At 45.4% G+C, this 14,076-nt stretch carries 16 protein-coding genes; 4 read left to right on the forward strand and 12 right to left on the reverse strand.

Annotation, left to right across the window (positions count from 1 at the left end):
* The 10 genes from pdxJ to rpoE form a co-directional block, all read right to left on the reverse strand.
* Nucleotides 1-732 (reverse strand): pyridoxine 5'-phosphate synthase, encoded by a 732-nt coding sequence (gene pdxJ / locus VIA_RS20080; RefSeq protein ID WP_004415606.1) that lies wholly within the window; start codon nt 730-732, stop codon nt 1-3.
* Entirely contained in the window at nt 729-1,454 is a 726-nt protein-coding gene (recO, locus tag VIA_RS20085; protein ID WP_038211178.1) for a DNA repair protein RecO, read from the reverse strand. Before recO ends, pdxJ begins: the two co-directional genes overlap by 4 nt.
* Nucleotides 1,455-1,546: 92 nt before the next feature.
* A complete protein-coding gene (era, locus tag VIA_RS20090) occupies nt 1,547-2,524 on the reverse strand; it encodes a GTPase Era (RefSeq protein ID WP_004415611.1) in 978 nt (325 codons plus the stop codon).
* Nucleotides 2,517-3,194, reverse strand: a complete 678-nt coding sequence (rnc, locus tag VIA_RS20095) for a ribonuclease III (protein ID WP_004415613.1) — start codon at nt 3,192-3,194, stop codon at nt 2,517-2,519. The genes era and rnc overlap by 8 nt, the downstream gene beginning before the upstream one ends.
* 20 nt (nt 3,195-3,214) lie before the next feature.
* Nucleotides 3,215-4,111 (reverse strand): signal peptidase I, encoded by an 897-nt coding sequence (gene lepB / locus VIA_RS20100; protein WP_004415614.1) that lies wholly within the window; start codon nt 4,109-4,111, stop codon nt 3,215-3,217.
* Nucleotides 4,112-4,313: 202 nt separating this feature from the next.
* The gene (lepA, locus tag VIA_RS20105) at nt 4,314-6,107 is read right to left on the reverse strand and encodes a translation elongation factor 4 (protein WP_004415616.1); all 1,794 of its coding nucleotides are present in this window, start codon (nt 6,105-6,107) and stop codon (nt 4,314-4,316) included.
* Nucleotides 6,108-6,232: 125 nt separating this feature from the next.
* The gene (locus VIA_RS20110; protein WP_004415619.1) at nt 6,233-6,703 is read right to left on the reverse strand and encodes a SoxR reducing system RseC family protein; all 471 of its coding nucleotides are present in this window, start codon (nt 6,701-6,703) and stop codon (nt 6,233-6,235) included.
* On the reverse strand, nt 6,700-7,665 hold the full coding sequence (gene rseB / locus VIA_RS20115; RefSeq protein WP_004415621.1) for a sigma-E factor regulatory protein RseB: 966 nt from the start codon (nt 7,663-7,665) through the stop codon (nt 6,700-6,702). The genes VIA_RS20110 and rseB overlap by 4 nt, the downstream gene beginning before the upstream one ends.
* Nucleotides 7,662-8,273, reverse strand: coding sequence for a sigma-E factor negative regulatory protein (locus VIA_RS20120; protein WP_004415622.1), 612 nt, complete (start codon nt 8,271-8,273; stop codon nt 7,662-7,664). The genes rseB and VIA_RS20120 overlap by 4 nt, the downstream gene beginning before the upstream one ends.
* Nucleotides 8,274-8,298: 25 nt before the next feature.
* The gene (gene rpoE, locus VIA_RS20125; RefSeq protein WP_004415624.1) at nt 8,299-8,877 is read right to left on the reverse strand and encodes an RNA polymerase sigma factor RpoE; all 579 of its coding nucleotides are present in this window, start codon (nt 8,875-8,877) and stop codon (nt 8,299-8,301) included.
* 407 nt (nt 8,878-9,284) lie between these two features.
* On the opposite strand from rpoE, the gene nadB reads away from it, so the two are divergent.
* A complete protein-coding gene (gene nadB / locus VIA_RS20130; RefSeq protein ID WP_004415626.1) occupies nt 9,285-10,898 on the forward strand; it encodes an L-aspartate oxidase in 1,614 nt (537 codons plus the stop codon).
* A 28-nt stretch (nt 10,899-10,926) separates the two neighbouring features.
* On the opposite strand, the gene VIA_RS22635 is transcribed toward nadB, so the two are convergent.
* Together VIA_RS22635 and VIA_RS20135 are read right to left on the reverse strand one after the other, a co-directional pair.
* On the reverse strand, nt 10,927-11,346 hold the full coding sequence (locus tag VIA_RS22635; RefSeq protein ID WP_328285399.1) for a protein YgfX: 420 nt from the start codon (nt 11,344-11,346) through the stop codon (nt 10,927-10,929).
* Nucleotides 11,294-11,554 (reverse strand): FAD assembly factor SdhE, encoded by a 261-nt coding sequence (locus VIA_RS20135; protein ID WP_004415630.1) that lies wholly within the window; start codon nt 11,552-11,554, stop codon nt 11,294-11,296. The genes VIA_RS22635 and VIA_RS20135 overlap by 53 nt, the downstream gene beginning before the upstream one ends.
* A gap of 201 nt (nt 11,555-11,755) precedes the next feature.
* Between VIA_RS20135 and ygfZ the strand changes: the two genes are divergently transcribed.
* From ygfZ to VIA_RS20150, 3 genes are all read left to right on the forward strand, one after another.
* Complete coding sequence (gene ygfZ, locus VIA_RS20140) at nt 11,756-12,724, forward strand: tRNA-modifying protein YgfZ (RefSeq protein WP_004415631.1); 969 nt, start codon at nt 11,756-11,758, stop codon at nt 12,722-12,724.
* Nucleotides 12,717-13,193, forward strand: coding sequence for an aminoacyl-tRNA deacylase (locus VIA_RS20145; protein WP_004415632.1), 477 nt, complete (start codon nt 12,717-12,719; stop codon nt 13,191-13,193). The genes ygfZ and VIA_RS20145 overlap by 8 nt, the downstream gene beginning before the upstream one ends.
* Before the next feature lie 637 nt (nt 13,194-13,830).
* Nucleotides 13,831-14,037, forward strand: a complete 207-nt coding sequence (locus VIA_RS20150; protein ID WP_004415633.1) for a DUF1107 domain-containing protein — start codon at nt 13,831-13,833, stop codon at nt 14,035-14,037.
* Nucleotides 14,038-14,076 lie beyond the last annotated feature (39 nt).

Genomic DNA, 14,076 nt, shown 5'->3' on the forward strand with positions numbered 1-14,076 from the left:
TTACTTGCGCGCTTCAACCATAATGGCTTTCATATCTGCCACCGCTTTATTCAAGCCGTCAAACACCGCACGGCCCATGATCGAGTGGCCAATGTTTAGCTCAAAGATTTCTGGAATCGCCGCAATTGGGGCCACGTTGTGGTAAGTCAGGCCATGACCTGCATTTACAGTGATGCCAAGATCTGCTGCGTAACTTGCGCCGGCAGCGATCTTTTTCAGCTCATCTTGCTGATCTTCTTCGGTTTCTGCATCTGCGTAATGACCAGTGTGAAGTTCAACAAATGGTGCACCACATGCTTTTGCTGCGTCAATTTGCTCACGATCTGCATCAATAAATAGCGACACTTTAATGCCTGCTTCTGACAGAGTTTGAGTCGCCGCTTTGACTTTTTCTAGGTGACCTGCAACATCAAGACCGCCTTCCGTCGTCAGTTCTTCACGCTTCTCAGGCACAAGACATACGTATTCTGGTTTGGTCTTAAGCGCAATCTCGACCATTTCATCGGTAACGGCCATTTCTAGGTTCATACGCGTTTGTAGCGTCTCACGCAGGATGCGAACATCACGATCAACAATATGACGACGGTCTTCACGCAGGTGAATAGTAATACCATCAGCACCTGCTCGCTCAGCAATTTCTGCTGCATGTACAGGATCAGGATACTTAGTACCACGCGCGTTACGTAGCGTTGCAATGTGGTCGATATTTACACCTAGGTAGATTGAGCTCATTTTCCAATACTCCGTGCTCGGGGAATCATCGACATAAACAATTCCCTGCTTTTTAATGGTTTGCCGCCAAGATACGGCTTTAATGCTATACGTGTAAAGCGTTTTGCCGCTTTGAGTTGTTCTTTTGTGGTAAATCTACGTTCACTAATGGCGATCAGTTCATCGCCTCTAAAGGTTAAATTGTCATGACGTACTGATGCGATAAAGCCTTTCTGCTCTCGGTAACGATAAGTCATTCCCGGATCAATCGGTTCACCACTACCCGCGCAGTGGAGAAAGTCCACCCCATAGCCCATTGCCGATAGCAAAGCGAGTTCAAAACGTCTCAGCGCAGGCTCAGGGTTATCAGCTTGAGCTAACTCTGTTAGCGCGTGCAAATAGTCATGAAACAGGGCTGGCATCGCCACTTCCGCCATCAATACTCGGCCAATCAATTCATTAACGTACATCCCTGAATAGAGGTTAATGCCCGTTAACGGTAAACCTAAGCTAATTGGCTCTGCTTGGCGCAAGGTTTTCATCGAACCATTCCCCGACCACTTGAGTAATAACGGGGTAAAAGGCTGAAGTGCACCTTTGAGGTTGGAACGTTTACTGCGGGCACCTTTCGACATCAAAGTGACACGGCCATACTCCTCACTAAACACGTCGAGAATTAAGCTCGATTCGCTGTAAGGGCGGCGGTGTAAAACAAAACAGCGCTGTAAGCCTTCAGAGGACATAGAGATTGCCAAACTAATGTTACATAAAAAATAAGGAGCCATAGGGCTCCTTATTTCGTCTTATTCGGAGCGAAGCACGAGCCTCGCAAACCTTATAGATCGTCGATATAGCCAAGAGAGCGCAGTGCACGCTCATCGTCTGCCCAACCTGATTTCACTTTAACCCAAGTTTCTAAGTAAACCTTACGGCCAAACAGCTCTTCCATATCTAGGCGTGCTTCACGACCAATCGTCTTGATCTTCTCGCCGCCCTTGCCAATCACCATCTTCTTCTGACCATTACGTTCAACAAGAATCAGTGCATTGATGTGGAAGCCATCTGTGTCTGGGTTGTAGTCAAAACGTTCGATCTCAACCGTTACTGAGTAAGGCAGTTCTTCACCGGTGAAACGCATCAGCTTCTCACGTACGATCTCTGATGCCATAAAGCGTTGAGAGCGGTCTGTCACATACTCTTCTGGGAAATGATGCGTCGCTTTAGGTAAGTGCTCGCGCACATGCTTACGCAAAACGTCGATGTTTTTACCGTGTTTAGCCGAAATTGGCACAACATCAACAAAGTCCATTTTGCTCGACATTTCTTGCATATGCATCATGACGTCGTTGCGGTCTTGGACAACATCTACCTTGTTGACACACAATACCACTGGGAAGTTAGATTTCTGCAGTTTAGTCAGAACCATCTCATCATCAGCAGTCCAGTGTGTACCATCCACGAGGAAGAAAACTAGGTTTACATCACTTAGCGATGAGTTTGCCGCACGGTTCATCAAACGGTTAATCGCACGCTTCTCTTCGATGTGAAGACCAGGAGTATCGACGTAAATCGCTTGGTAATCGCCTTCAGTATCAACACCCATAATACGGTGACGAGTTGTCTGAGGCTTACGTGAGGTGATCGAAATCTTCTGACCTAAAATACGGTTTAGAAGCGTCGATTTACCGACGTTAGGGCGACCAACGATCGCGACAAAACCACAATGCTGATTTTCTGGTGAGGTAGCCTGTTCGCCACCTGATGAGAAAAACGCATCAATATCAAATTCGTTGTTATCCGTTGAATCAGTCATTGGTTAATTGCTCTAGTGCTAATTCAGCAGCCGCTTGTTCTGCCTTGCGGCGGCTGGTGCCTTTACCAATAACAGGTTGTCCAATACCTGCCACTTCGCACGAAACCGTAAACTCTTGGTTATGTGCTTCACCTTTAATATTAGTCACTGTGTAAGCAGGTAGCGGCTTTCTTCGACCTTGAAGGAACTCTTGAAGGCGAGTTTTCGGGTCTTTCTGTGATACACCCGGCTTGATTGCATCAAGGCGCGTCTTGTACCAGCTAAGAATAATGCCACGAACCACTTCAATGTCGCTGTCTAAGTAGATAGCACCAATGATGGCTTCCACAGCGTCGGCAAGAATTGAATCACGGCGGAAACCGCCACTTTTTAATTCACCTGGACCTAATTTTAAGTGATCTCCTAGTTCGAATTCGCGACCTAGTTCAGCAAGCGTATTACCACGAACAAGTGTCGCGCGCATACGGCTCATGTCCCCTTCGTTAACCTTAGGGAAACGGTGATAAAGATCATCAGCAATGACAAAACTTAAAATTGAATCGCCCAGAAACTCAAGACGCTCATTATGTTTTCCATTAGCGCTGCGGTGTGTCAGCGCTAAACTGATTAGCTCAGCATCATTAAACTGATAGCCGAGCTTCTTCTCTAGTTTTGGTGTAGGAGAATTCATGCTCTCTCGATATAGATTAATTAGTGAATACCACCGATGCGGTTAAAACGCACACCAGTTGGAATCCATGAAGGCAATACGCTATCTTCGCTACGCTCAAACTCGAAGCTAATCCAAATAGCGACAGCCTTACCTACAAGGTTTGCTTCCGGAACAAAGCCCCAGTAGCGACTGTCAGCGCTGTTGTCACGGTTATCACCCATCACAAAGTACTGACCTTCTGGTACAACCCACTCATTAACGCCATTGCGCGGTTGATACAATTCAACGCGGTCACGACGTAGCGGATTCACCAAGATTTGGTGTCCAGTTTCACTTAATTGCTCATCCAACTGAATCAGAGGGATACCATTTTGGATAAACTGGCTTTCTTCTACATTCGATAGTTTCACTGGCTTACATACGTTTTCGCCAGGAGACTGAATACAGACTTCTTTTTTGCTGTTGTAGCGAACCGTATCACCCGGCAGACCGACGACACGCTTAATGTAATCGATACTTGGCTGAGGTGGATACTTAAATACCACAGTATCACCACGCTCAGGTTTACCTGTTTCAACTAGCTGTGTACGCCACACTGGGTCTTTCAGACCGTAAGCGTACTTCTCTACCAAGATGAAGTCACCCACCAGCAGTGTTGGCATCATAGAGCCTGATGGAATTTGAAACGGTTCGTAGATAAAAGAGCGCAATACGAGTACAGCCGCAATCACTGGGAAAATAGAAACACTATTTTCAATCCACCACGGTTGAGTCTTCACTTTTTCAAGAACAGCGGCATCTAAACCATTGGTTTGCGCTTCGACTTCCGCCACTTTCGCTTGGCGTTTCTTTGCAAAGACCAGCTTTTCTAGCACCCAGACAATACCTGTTACCAAAGTAACAATCACAAGGATGAGTGAAAATGTATTCGCCATTGACTTCCCTTATCTCAAAAATACGAAAGTGAAAGAGCCGAAACCCTTCCACTTACTCATTGAATTTAATTCTAATAATCCCATAAATAGTTGGCGTTACAGCTAGGCGACTAGCAAACTCAGCCCTATGAGCATAGGTGTACTATGTGATTAGGGTGAGTTTGCGCTGGCAACAACGCTGTAGCGTCAAATATGACTGGGATTAGTCTTTACCTACGTGCAGGATAGCTAAGAACGCTTCTTGAGGCAGCTCTACGTTACCGATCTGCTTCATACGTTTCTTACCTTCTTTCTGCTTCTTCAGTAGCTTCTTCTTACGACTCACATCACCACCGTAACACTTCGCGATTACGTTCTTACGCAGCTGTTTCACTGTTGAACGTGCGATGATGTGGTTACCGATAGCTGCCTGAATAGCAATATCAAACATCTGACGCGGGATGAACTCTTTCATCTTCTCTACTAACTGACGACCACGAGTTTGCGACTGATCTTTGTGCGTAATCATCGCTAGGGCATCAACCGTATCACCGTTAAGAAGAACATCAACACGAACCATGCTCGATGTTTCAAAACGTTGGAAGTTGTAATCAAGCGATGCGTAACCACGAGAGGTTGATTTCAAACGGTCAAAGAAGTCGAGTACTACTTCCGCCATAGGAATATCGTAAGTCACTGCCACTTGGTTACCGTGGTAAACCATATCAACCTGAGTACCACGTTTCTCTACACATAGTGTGATTACGTTACCTAGGTAGTCAGATGGCACTAGGATATTACAGCGAGCAATTGGCTCACGGATTTCTTCAATATCATTCACCGCTGGTAACTTCGCCGGGCTATCGACGTATAGAGTGTTACCATTAGTTTCTTCAACTTCGTAAACTACCGTTGGCGCTGTGGTGATCAGGTCTAGATCGTACTCACGCTCTAGACGCTCTTGGATGATCTCCATGTGTAGCATACCAAGGAAGCCACAACGGAAACCAAAACCAAGCGCTGCTGAATTTTCTGGCTCATAAAATAGTGATGCGTCATTCAGGCTTAGTTTACCTAGTGCATCACGGAAGCTTTCGTAATCGTCAGAAGATACTGGGAATAGACCCGCATATACCTGAGGTTTTACTTTCTTAAAGCCAGGTAGCGCTTTATCACTACCATTTTTAGCCAGTGTTAGCGTATCACCTACTGGTGCGCCTAGGATGTCTTTAATACCACAAACAACCCAACCTACTTCACCTGTACGCAGTACTTCAGTATCGACTTGCTTAGGTGTGAAGATACCAAGACGGTCTACACCCCAAACTTGACCTGTACTCATTACTTTGATCTTGTCATTCTTCTTCAGTGAACCGTTCTTAATTCGAACCAGAGAAACAACACCTAAGTAGTTATCGAACCATGAGTCAATGATCAATGCTTGTAGCGGCGCGTCAGGATCACCTTCCGGTGCAGGAATCGCAGAAACAATGTTTTCTAGAACGTCATCAACACCGATACCTGTCTTCGCACTACAACGAGTGGCTTCCATCGCATCGATACCAACGATTTCTTCAATTTCTTCTGATACACGCTCAGGATCGGCTGCAGGAAGGTCAATCTTGTTTAGGATTGGTACAACCTCTAGGTCCATTTCAATCGCTGTGTAACAGTTAGCAAGAGTTTGAGCCTCTACACCTTGACCAGCATCAACTACCAGCAGAGCACCTTCACACGCCGCTAGAGAACGAGAAACTTCATAAGCGAAGTCAACGTGCCCTGGAGTATCGATGAAGTTAAGTTGGTATGTTTCACCATCTTTTGCTGTGTAGTTAAGAGTCACACTCTGTGATTTGATTGTGATACCACGCTCACGCTCTAGATCCATGGAGTCTAAAACCTGTGCGGCCATTTCACGGTCGCTCAATCCACCACATACTTGGATTAAACGGTCTGATAGGGTCGACTTACCATGGTCGATGTGGGCGATAATCGAAAAGTTACGAATGTGCTTCATGATTTGGTGTGACTAAACTCTTATAAATAGGGACAAGAAAGCCGTAGTTCGCTCTGATTTATTACATTGAGCGACGGCATTTCAATCAAGTTGGCCGATTCTACCCAATTTCTAGCCGCTTCGCACTAGCTAATTGGTTCGCCCAATATCCTTAATAATATGACTTGCTGAGAAGATTGCTGCTCTAATCGCGCCGATAACCTCTTTGCGAGATAGATACCCGCGACTGTGGCAAGGGCAGACGATAGAATCACGATGCCTTCCCCCGCGGCCAAAAGCGGAGCAATCCACCACTGCGCAATGAAAGCGCCAAGGATCATGGCAAAGAGTGGGACAAGGTAAACAACCGCAGCGGATTGCAGGATGCTTTTTTCTGGCAGACCAATTTCGACCACCTGACCTGGCTTAACTGATTTGTCAGTCGTTAAGTGCCAACTGAGCGATTTATTCCCTACCGCTTTGGAGACAATCCCCGTTCCGCAGCTTTTTTGTGAAGAACAACTGCTACAACTGGTTTGCTGTTCGCACGCCAACTCGACGTCAAACCCCTTTAAAAGAGGCTTAACGTGAGCAACCGTTGCCAGTGCGGTCATCATTGTGAATCACTCACAGGATTGGCAAATTTGACTGATTGAGCAATACGTTTCGCTGTCGCAGGAGGAACATCACCAATCACTGAGATTTCATGTTCACCACGGACAAAGCTGTGCAACGTACGGCGACCTTGACGAACCAATTGGCCTTTCAACGACAAGTTATCACTCTGAGAAATGTAGACCGAGAAGCTAAACAAACCATCGCTGTACATCTGGCTTTCAACCATACGCTCAGTGTCATTCATGCGGTAGCGGTTAAGCTCTTTTGGTTCAAAACCATTTGGTACCCAAGCAACCGTCCAGTGTGCATTTTCAACCAACCCTTTTGGCAGTGACAACACTTCTGGCAATTTCACTTGGTTTAAGCCACTCAAGGCTTGCTCGATTTTCTCATTCACATTGTAAGAAATGGTTCGATATTGTTCTAACACTTCACCATCGCGATCAACTAAATCTGCTCGCAAAGGTAACTTGCTGCCTTCATCCACCCACAAGACGTAGGAATAGCGTTGACCGTCTTTAGGTACCACTCTTAGCACTTGACATGCAACGCCTGCTTCACGCGCACGCCCAACTTGAACAAAATCGTAGAAGTTTTTTAACTGACTCACATCTGAATTTAACAATGGAATCGTAGGTGCAACCATGTTGCCTGACTCAATGGTGAAAGGCTCAACACCTGGCTCAAGATAGCTAACCTCATCACCACGACGAATGACCTCACGAACAGGACCACTCAAATAGATGAGGTGCGCGAGCTGCTTATCTTCAGATACTGCGTGTCGATACAACAATGGCTCAATACTGTTTTTCTTTATCAGTATGTAAGACAGTTCATAGTTAAGATGCTGACTTGCCTCGTTCATTTGATACAACAAAGCCTCTGCAGCGTTGTCTTCTGCAAAGGCTAATGGTGTGTTCAAACTGAACAGTGTCAGCGCACTGATCAGAAATTTCTTCATTCAACTACCGTTTCAGGATTATCGCTACTCTCAATAGTATTTTCACTATTTAAGCGTAGTTGTAATTCGTAGTCTCGTAGCATCGCATTTATGCGACGACGTTGTTCTTGTACGTTAACTTCACCAGAATTTTGCTGCTCAACTGACGAGCGCGTCAGACTAACAGGCTCTGCGCTACCAGCAAATGGGATCGTTTGAAGAACAGGCAATGTTTCTGCCGCAGGTGAACTTGGATCTGTGCCACCATACTGTTGCACACCTAAGATCACCGCCAATGACACACATGCCGCCATCGCAACTTGACCAAATTGGTTCAGCCAAGCAGGTAGTTGCTTACGCGCTTGCGCAGGTGTCGGCTGTGATTCAACACGACGCTGCTCTAACTGAGTTACTGTGGAGTGCGCAGGCTCATCATCGAGTGCTAGCGCCACGCTTTCAGCAATATTCCACTCCGGCTTCTCCGGAGCCTCACCACGCATTACATCACCAATTAAATGGTAGTTTTGCCATGATTGTAGGCTTTCTTGGTCTTGCTCTAATTCACTAATCAGAGCCTTATCAACCAACTCTCCATCCATGAGTGCTGAAAGTTTCTCTTTGTCAGCCATTATTTTCACCATTAATGTTACTGGTCTAGCGTTGCAAAAGGGGTTGGATTTTTTTCTCAACCGCTTCACGAGCTCGGAAGATACGCGAACGCACCGTTCCTACAGGGCAATCCATAACCGCTGCTATTTCCTCGTAGCTTAAGCCATCAAGCTCACGCAACGTCATTGCGGTTTTTAAGTCATCCGGCAGTGCTTCAATCGCACTGAAAACAACACGTTTCAATTCATTGGACAACGTTAAGTTCTCAGGGTTCGAAATTTCTTTTAATGCACTACCCGTTTCGTAATATTCAGCATCTTCAGTATCCACATCTTGAGCAGGCGGCCTGCGCCCTTGAGCTACAAGGTGGTTTTTTGCAGTATTAACAGCAATCCGATATAACCAAGTATAGAAGGCACTTTCACCACGAAAGCTTGGTATCGCACGGTACGCCTTAATAAATGCTTCTTGCGCTACATCGGGAACATCGCCAGGATTATTCACATAGCGAGAAATAAGGTTGCAGACTTTGTTTTGGTACTTTGTCACCAACAAGTTGAATGCTTGCTTATCCCCATTCTGAACTCGCTCAATTAATACTTGATCGGTCAGCTGCTCGTTCATTCGAGCGGGTACTCCTATTGTTATTAGCCCCGGTCTTATCAGACATGAGCATTAATTATGCAAAATGTAGTATTGACACCACTGCTTACTTGAGCACTATTGTGACCTAGTAAATAAATATAAGTTCAAAAATTCTTCAAACTAATTTTACACAGTGATGCATACATCTACCTCTGATCCCGATTGTGAGGATCAGAGCCAAGAAAAGCAATGCTCTTTACAGAAGAATTGCACTCAATGCAAAGCCATTCGCTCGGTGTTACTATAGTGAATTGGCTCTAGCGTTTTCAGAGTCGCATTGGCAAATCAATGACAGGTTTATGAGCGGGATCGCTCAGTGGCCACGGCACCAGCTTTTGAGTAAAGGACGCCAGTGGTACAAATTAACTCGGGAATTTAAAAGTTTTATGAACGCAAACCGTGAACATCAGTGTGATGTGTTAGTGGTAGGTAGTGGCGCAGCAGGTCTATCGTTAGCGTTACGTGTCGCAGAACATGGCAAAGTCATCGTACTCAGCAAAGGACCACGTAGTGAAGGAGCCACCTACTACGCGCAAGGTGGTATTGCAGCGGTATTTGATGAATCAGACAGTATCGAGTCTCACGTTGAAGATACACTGATTGCCGGTGCGGGTCTGTGTGAACAAGATACCGTCGAATTTATCGCCAAGAATGCCAAAGAGTGTGTTCAATGGTTAATCGATGGCGGTGTTCCTTTTGATCGTGAAGAAAACGATAGCGACGAAGCACCTCGCTACCACCTGACACGTGAAGGTGGTCATAGCCACCGCCGTATTCTCCACGCGGCAGATGCTACTGGCATGGCGATGCAAACCTCTTTGCAAGACAATGTGCACAATCACCCAAACATCACGGTGTTAGAGCGTCACAATGCGTTAGATTTAATTACCGAAGACAAAGTCGGCGGTGACAGCAACAAGATTATCGGTGCCTATATTTGGAACCGTAACCAAGAGCACGTTGAAACGGTACGCACCAAGTTTGTCGTGCTAGCCACTGGTGGCGCTTCTAAAGTGTATCAATATACCTCAAACCCGGATGTTTCTTCTGGTGATGGTATTGCCATGGCATGGCGCGCTGGCTGTCGTGTTGCTAACTTAGAGTTCAACCAATTCCACCCTACTTGTCTCTACCACCCTGAAGCACGAAACTTCCTACTAACGGAAGCATTACGTGGTGAAGGCGCTTATCTACGTCGTCCTGATGGTACGCGCTTTATGCCGGATTTTGATGAGCGTGAAGAACTCGCACCTCGTGATGTCGTCGCTCGCGCGATCGACTTTGAGATGAAGCGTCTTGGTGCAGATTGCATGTACTTGGATATCAGCCATAAACCTGCTGACTTTATCGAAAAACATTTCCCAACCATCAATACCCGTCTACTCGATCTCGGTATTGATATGACTAAAGAGCCAATTCCTGTCGTCCCTGCCGCGCACTACACCTGTGGTGGTGTAATGGTTGATAAGACAGGCCAAACTGATTTATCTCAGCTGTATGCGATTGGTGAAGTGAGTTATACCGGTTTACATGGCGCCAACCGCATGGCATCAAACTCGCTACTTGAGTGCGTGGTTTATGCGTGGGCCGCAGCCAATGACATCATAGCTAACCTTGAAAACGCGACTTTACCACCAGCCCTTCCTGCTTGGGATGAAAGCCAAGTGAGCTGTTCAGATGAGGAAGTCGTGATTCAACACAACTGGCATGAACTGCGTCTATTTATGTGGGACTACATGGGAATTGTACGTACCGATAAAAGATTAGAACGCGCGCTGCGCCGTATTCAGTTACTGCAGCAAGAAACCCATGAGTACTACAGTAACTTCAAGGTCTCAAATAACCTGCTAGAACTGCGTAACTTACTGCAAGTCGCAGAACTGATGGTTCGCTGTGCAATGGAACGAAAAGAGAGTCGCGGCCTGCACTACACGCTCGACTACCCTGAGCTAGCCAAAGAAAGTCACCCGACGATTCTTGTTCCAAACAACCGAGATTAACCCTCAAGCCATAAATTCAAAAGGGAGCCTAGTGCTCCCTTTTTAACATCACGATTAATTCCCGATACTGTTTTTCACTCAAGCTATCTCGCCACAGCAAAGTACGACTGTTGTCATCATGAATAACCAATAAGACGACCGGAGATAGGGCGAAAATAACCTGCTTGATGGTAATTAGCGAATGACCTAATTGGTACTCTTGCGCCGATAAAAAAGTCACCTCACCGCTCAAGGCTGAAGCTAAAAAGCCGGATTTGACCGTCACAGTCATGAGCAGGTAAAGACAGGAGAATACTGCAACAAGCGGTAAGTCAGATAGGAGGATACATGAACTGGCCAATACCAGAATAAAGTAATTGGCCAGTAGAGAAAGATAGGAGCGAGTTAGGTGAAACCTAGCGCACTTTACTGAGGTTATGAGCGACAATCTTATCGACCATTGAAGCATGACCTAGATTTTCACTGCGGCCATGACCCATTATCCAAGTAAACAAATCTGGATCATCGCACTCTAATAGCGACACAAAATCTTGTTGCTCATTCTCTTTAAGGCTTTCAAAACACTCTTCAAAAAATGGCATGATAACCACGTCGAGTTCTAGCATTCCACGACGACACGCCCATTTGATACGCGCTTTTTGTTCTGCGGTATACATTGTAATTCCTCACCTAATCGGTTGATTTTCGCCGAGTGTAACAAGCAAATTGCTTTGCAACTAGTACGCCAGTCACACTCCCGAGCAAGGTCAACATTTTCTCTACCTTGGGAGGATTTAATGACGCACTACGCTAAAGGTTGTTTCTCAATAGGATTAGGCGATAACATACGTCTATTGAGATTCTATTAGGTAACGATCATGGATTGGCAAAAAGACTTTGCTCCTTTACAGCTAGCATCAACGGACTCACTGCCAGAGTTGGCCATTGCGCCTCTAACGGCTTGGGGAGCGATCACACTCATGGGCGACGATAAAAAGTCCTACCTCCAAGGGCAAGTGACATGTGATGTTGTGACGCTTGATGAGCACTCATCAACGTTTGGTGCTCATTGTGATGCAAAGGGGAAGGTTTGGAGTGTATTTCGCTTATTCCACCACAATGGTGGCTACGCAATGTTTCAGCCAGCATCCTTGATCGAAAAAGAGCTTGCGGAACTGAAAAAATACGCCATTTTCTCTAAAGTTGAGTTTGCCCATAGTGACGAAATCGCACTAGGCGTTATGGGCTGTAATGCCAGCATTTTAGTTGACTCCCTTTCAGAAGAGTCGGGGAATGTTCGTCGTATCGACGGCGGCAGCGCGGTTAAGATTGATGATCAACGCTGGTTACTATTAGTGACAGAAGCATCTGCGCAGCAGATTGTCGCTCAAAGTAATGCAAGCACAGTAGCCGAAGATTTATGGACGCTACACGATATTCAATCTGGCACTCCATTGCTTAACGCAGAGCAGCAAAATGAGCACATTCCCCAAGCAATTAATGTTCAAGCTGTGGACGGTATTAGCTTTAAAAAGGGCTGTTATACCGGTCAGGAAACTGTCGCGCGCGCCAAATACCGAGGTATGAACAAACGTGCTCTATTTATTGTCCAAGGCAGTGCTGATAAGGCTATTGATGACAATGCAGAGTTAGAACGTGCCGTGGGTGAAAACTGGCGCAGTGCGGGTAAATTGCTTGCAAGTTACCGCTTTACAGATAACACCGCGCTAGCATTAGTAGTACTGCCAAATAACCTCGACGATGACGTCCAATTACGCTTAAAAGAGCAACCAGAAAGCTCATGGACCATCGCGCAACTACCCTACTCGTTACAAGACGATGAGTAATTCATTTTCTACCCATATCACTCAATACTTACAAGCGCAGCAGGTGGCATTTCGCCTGCTTCCGCACCAAACGCCGGCGACAACTATCGAGGATGCTGCTGCGCAGCGAGGCATTCGTCCGGAGCAAATGGTCAAATGTATTGTGCTCAGAGATATGAGTAATCGCTATGCCATTGCTTGCGCGCCCGGTAATCAATCGGTTGACCCAAAAAAGGTCCGTGCATTGCTTAACTGGCGACGAATGACCTGTGTCTCAATGGAACAAGTCGCAAGCTTGACCGGATATCAGATAGGTACTGTGGTTCCTCTACTGCTTCGCACCCCAATGGAGATCATATTTGATCAACAAATTTTGAATGAACCAGAGGTCACCATCAGCAGTGGATCGAATATGGCCGGAGTCGCGTTGAACTGTGCTGATTTGATCGAGTTGTGCCAACCGAAGATCGCACCGATCTGTCGCGATTAAACTATCTGGCTAACCCATTTGCGTTAATCTCATCTCTAAAAATTACATCATGTTGCATAAAATATTGATCATTTTCGCATCATATAAGATATTCAATTAAATTATTATTCATTTAATGAGCATATATAGTCACAGGGGAATTTTTGCAGTATTCTAATCTTGTTGGTTAAAGTTCAAGCAAAATTAGTTCATTCTGCTTGGCACTCGTTTGAAAGTCGGTATGTAACTCTTAAGCGACGTGTAACCTTCTCCAACAAAAAAGTGAATCCACTGATTGTTTCAGGACATCCACTTTTTGTGTAATGCATCTGTGACTATTCGCCCGCGTAACTATGCGGGCTTTTTTTTGAATAAATTCACCAAAAAATCACATCTAATAAAAAAGTTAAACTATTCTTTAAAGTAACTGTCACAAAGATAAGGCTTAATAGTGCTCGTGCTCCCCAACGGGTTCAATAACTAGAATATAAATGGGGTAATTATCACAATAAAATAGATATTTATCCGTAGATTTGTCTACGGCAGCACAAATATCCAAAAACCCAGTTTCTACTGCATATTCCACCACCATAATCACATAATTTCAGGTGGATAATTCGTATAATTTGCAGTGCTTGCTAAACATAAGGACAAATGTATGAGACTGTTTAAGCGCTATACACCAGGTATGATTGCTAAACACATTAGTCGGCTATTCAAGGGAAGAATTTATATCTATGGCGTAGGTAAATTTGAGTTCGATAACGGCAAACTGATTTTGCCAGAAAGAGCGGAAACACGTCACTTCAAAGCGGTTAAGGAAATCAACAAAGAAGTCATGAAACTACGCTGCGCTTACGCATAAAGAATTAGAAAGGGTTGGCATTTGCCAACCCTTTTAGTT

Source organism: Vibrio orientalis CIP 102891 = ATCC 33934 (assembly GCF_000176235.1).
GTDB lineage: Bacteria > Pseudomonadota > Gammaproteobacteria > Enterobacterales > Vibrionaceae > Vibrio > Vibrio orientalis.

Coding starts and splice junctions, on each gene's coding strand:
- pdxJ (WP_004415606.1), bottom strand. CDS start 732: ATGAGCTCAATCTACCTAGGTGTAAATATCGACCACATTGCAACGCTA.
- recO (WP_038211178.1), bottom strand. CDS start 1,454: ATGTCCTCTGAAGGCTTACAGCGCTGTTTTGTTTTACACCGCCGCCCT.
- era (WP_004415611.1), bottom strand. CDS start 2,524: ATGACTGATTCAACGGATAACAACGAATTTGATATTGATGCGTTTTTC.
- rnc (WP_004415613.1), bottom strand. CDS start 3,194: ATGAATTCTCCTACACCAAAACTAGAGAAGAAGCTCGGCTATCAGTTT.
- lepB (WP_004415614.1), bottom strand. CDS start 4,111: ATGGCGAATACATTTTCACTCATCCTTGTGATTGTTACTTTGGTAACA.
- lepA (WP_004415616.1), bottom strand. CDS start 6,107: ATGAAGCACATTCGTAACTTTTCGATTATCGCCCACATCGACCATGGT.
- VIA_RS20110 (WP_004415619.1), bottom strand. CDS start 6,703: ATGATGACCGCACTGGCAACGGTTGCTCACGTTAAGCCTCTTTTAAAG.
- rseB (WP_004415621.1), bottom strand. CDS start 7,665: ATGAAGAAATTTCTGATCAGTGCGCTGACACTGTTCAGTTTGAACACA.
- VIA_RS20120 (WP_004415622.1), bottom strand. CDS start 8,273: ATGGCTGACAAAGAGAAACTTTCAGCACTCATGGATGGAGAGTTGGTT.
- rpoE (WP_004415624.1), bottom strand. CDS start 8,877: ATGAACGAGCAGCTGACCGATCAAGTATTAATTGAGCGAGTTCAGAAT.
- nadB (WP_004415626.1), top strand. CDS start 9,285: ATGAACGCAAACCGTGAACATCAGTGTGATGTGTTAGTGGTAGGTAGT.
- VIA_RS22635 (WP_328285399.1), bottom strand. CDS start 11,346: ATGCTTCAATGGTCGATAAGATTGTCGCTCATAACCTCAGTAAAGTGC.
- VIA_RS20135 (WP_004415630.1), bottom strand. CDS start 11,554: ATGTATACCGCAGAACAAAAAGCGCGTATCAAATGGGCGTGTCGTCGT.
- ygfZ (WP_004415631.1), top strand. CDS start 11,756: ATGGATTGGCAAAAAGACTTTGCTCCTTTACAGCTAGCATCAACGGAC.
- VIA_RS20145 (WP_004415632.1), top strand. CDS start 12,717: ATGAGTAATTCATTTTCTACCCATATCACTCAATACTTACAAGCGCAG.
- VIA_RS20150 (WP_004415633.1), top strand. CDS start 13,831: ATGAGACTGTTTAAGCGCTATACACCAGGTATGATTGCTAAACACATT.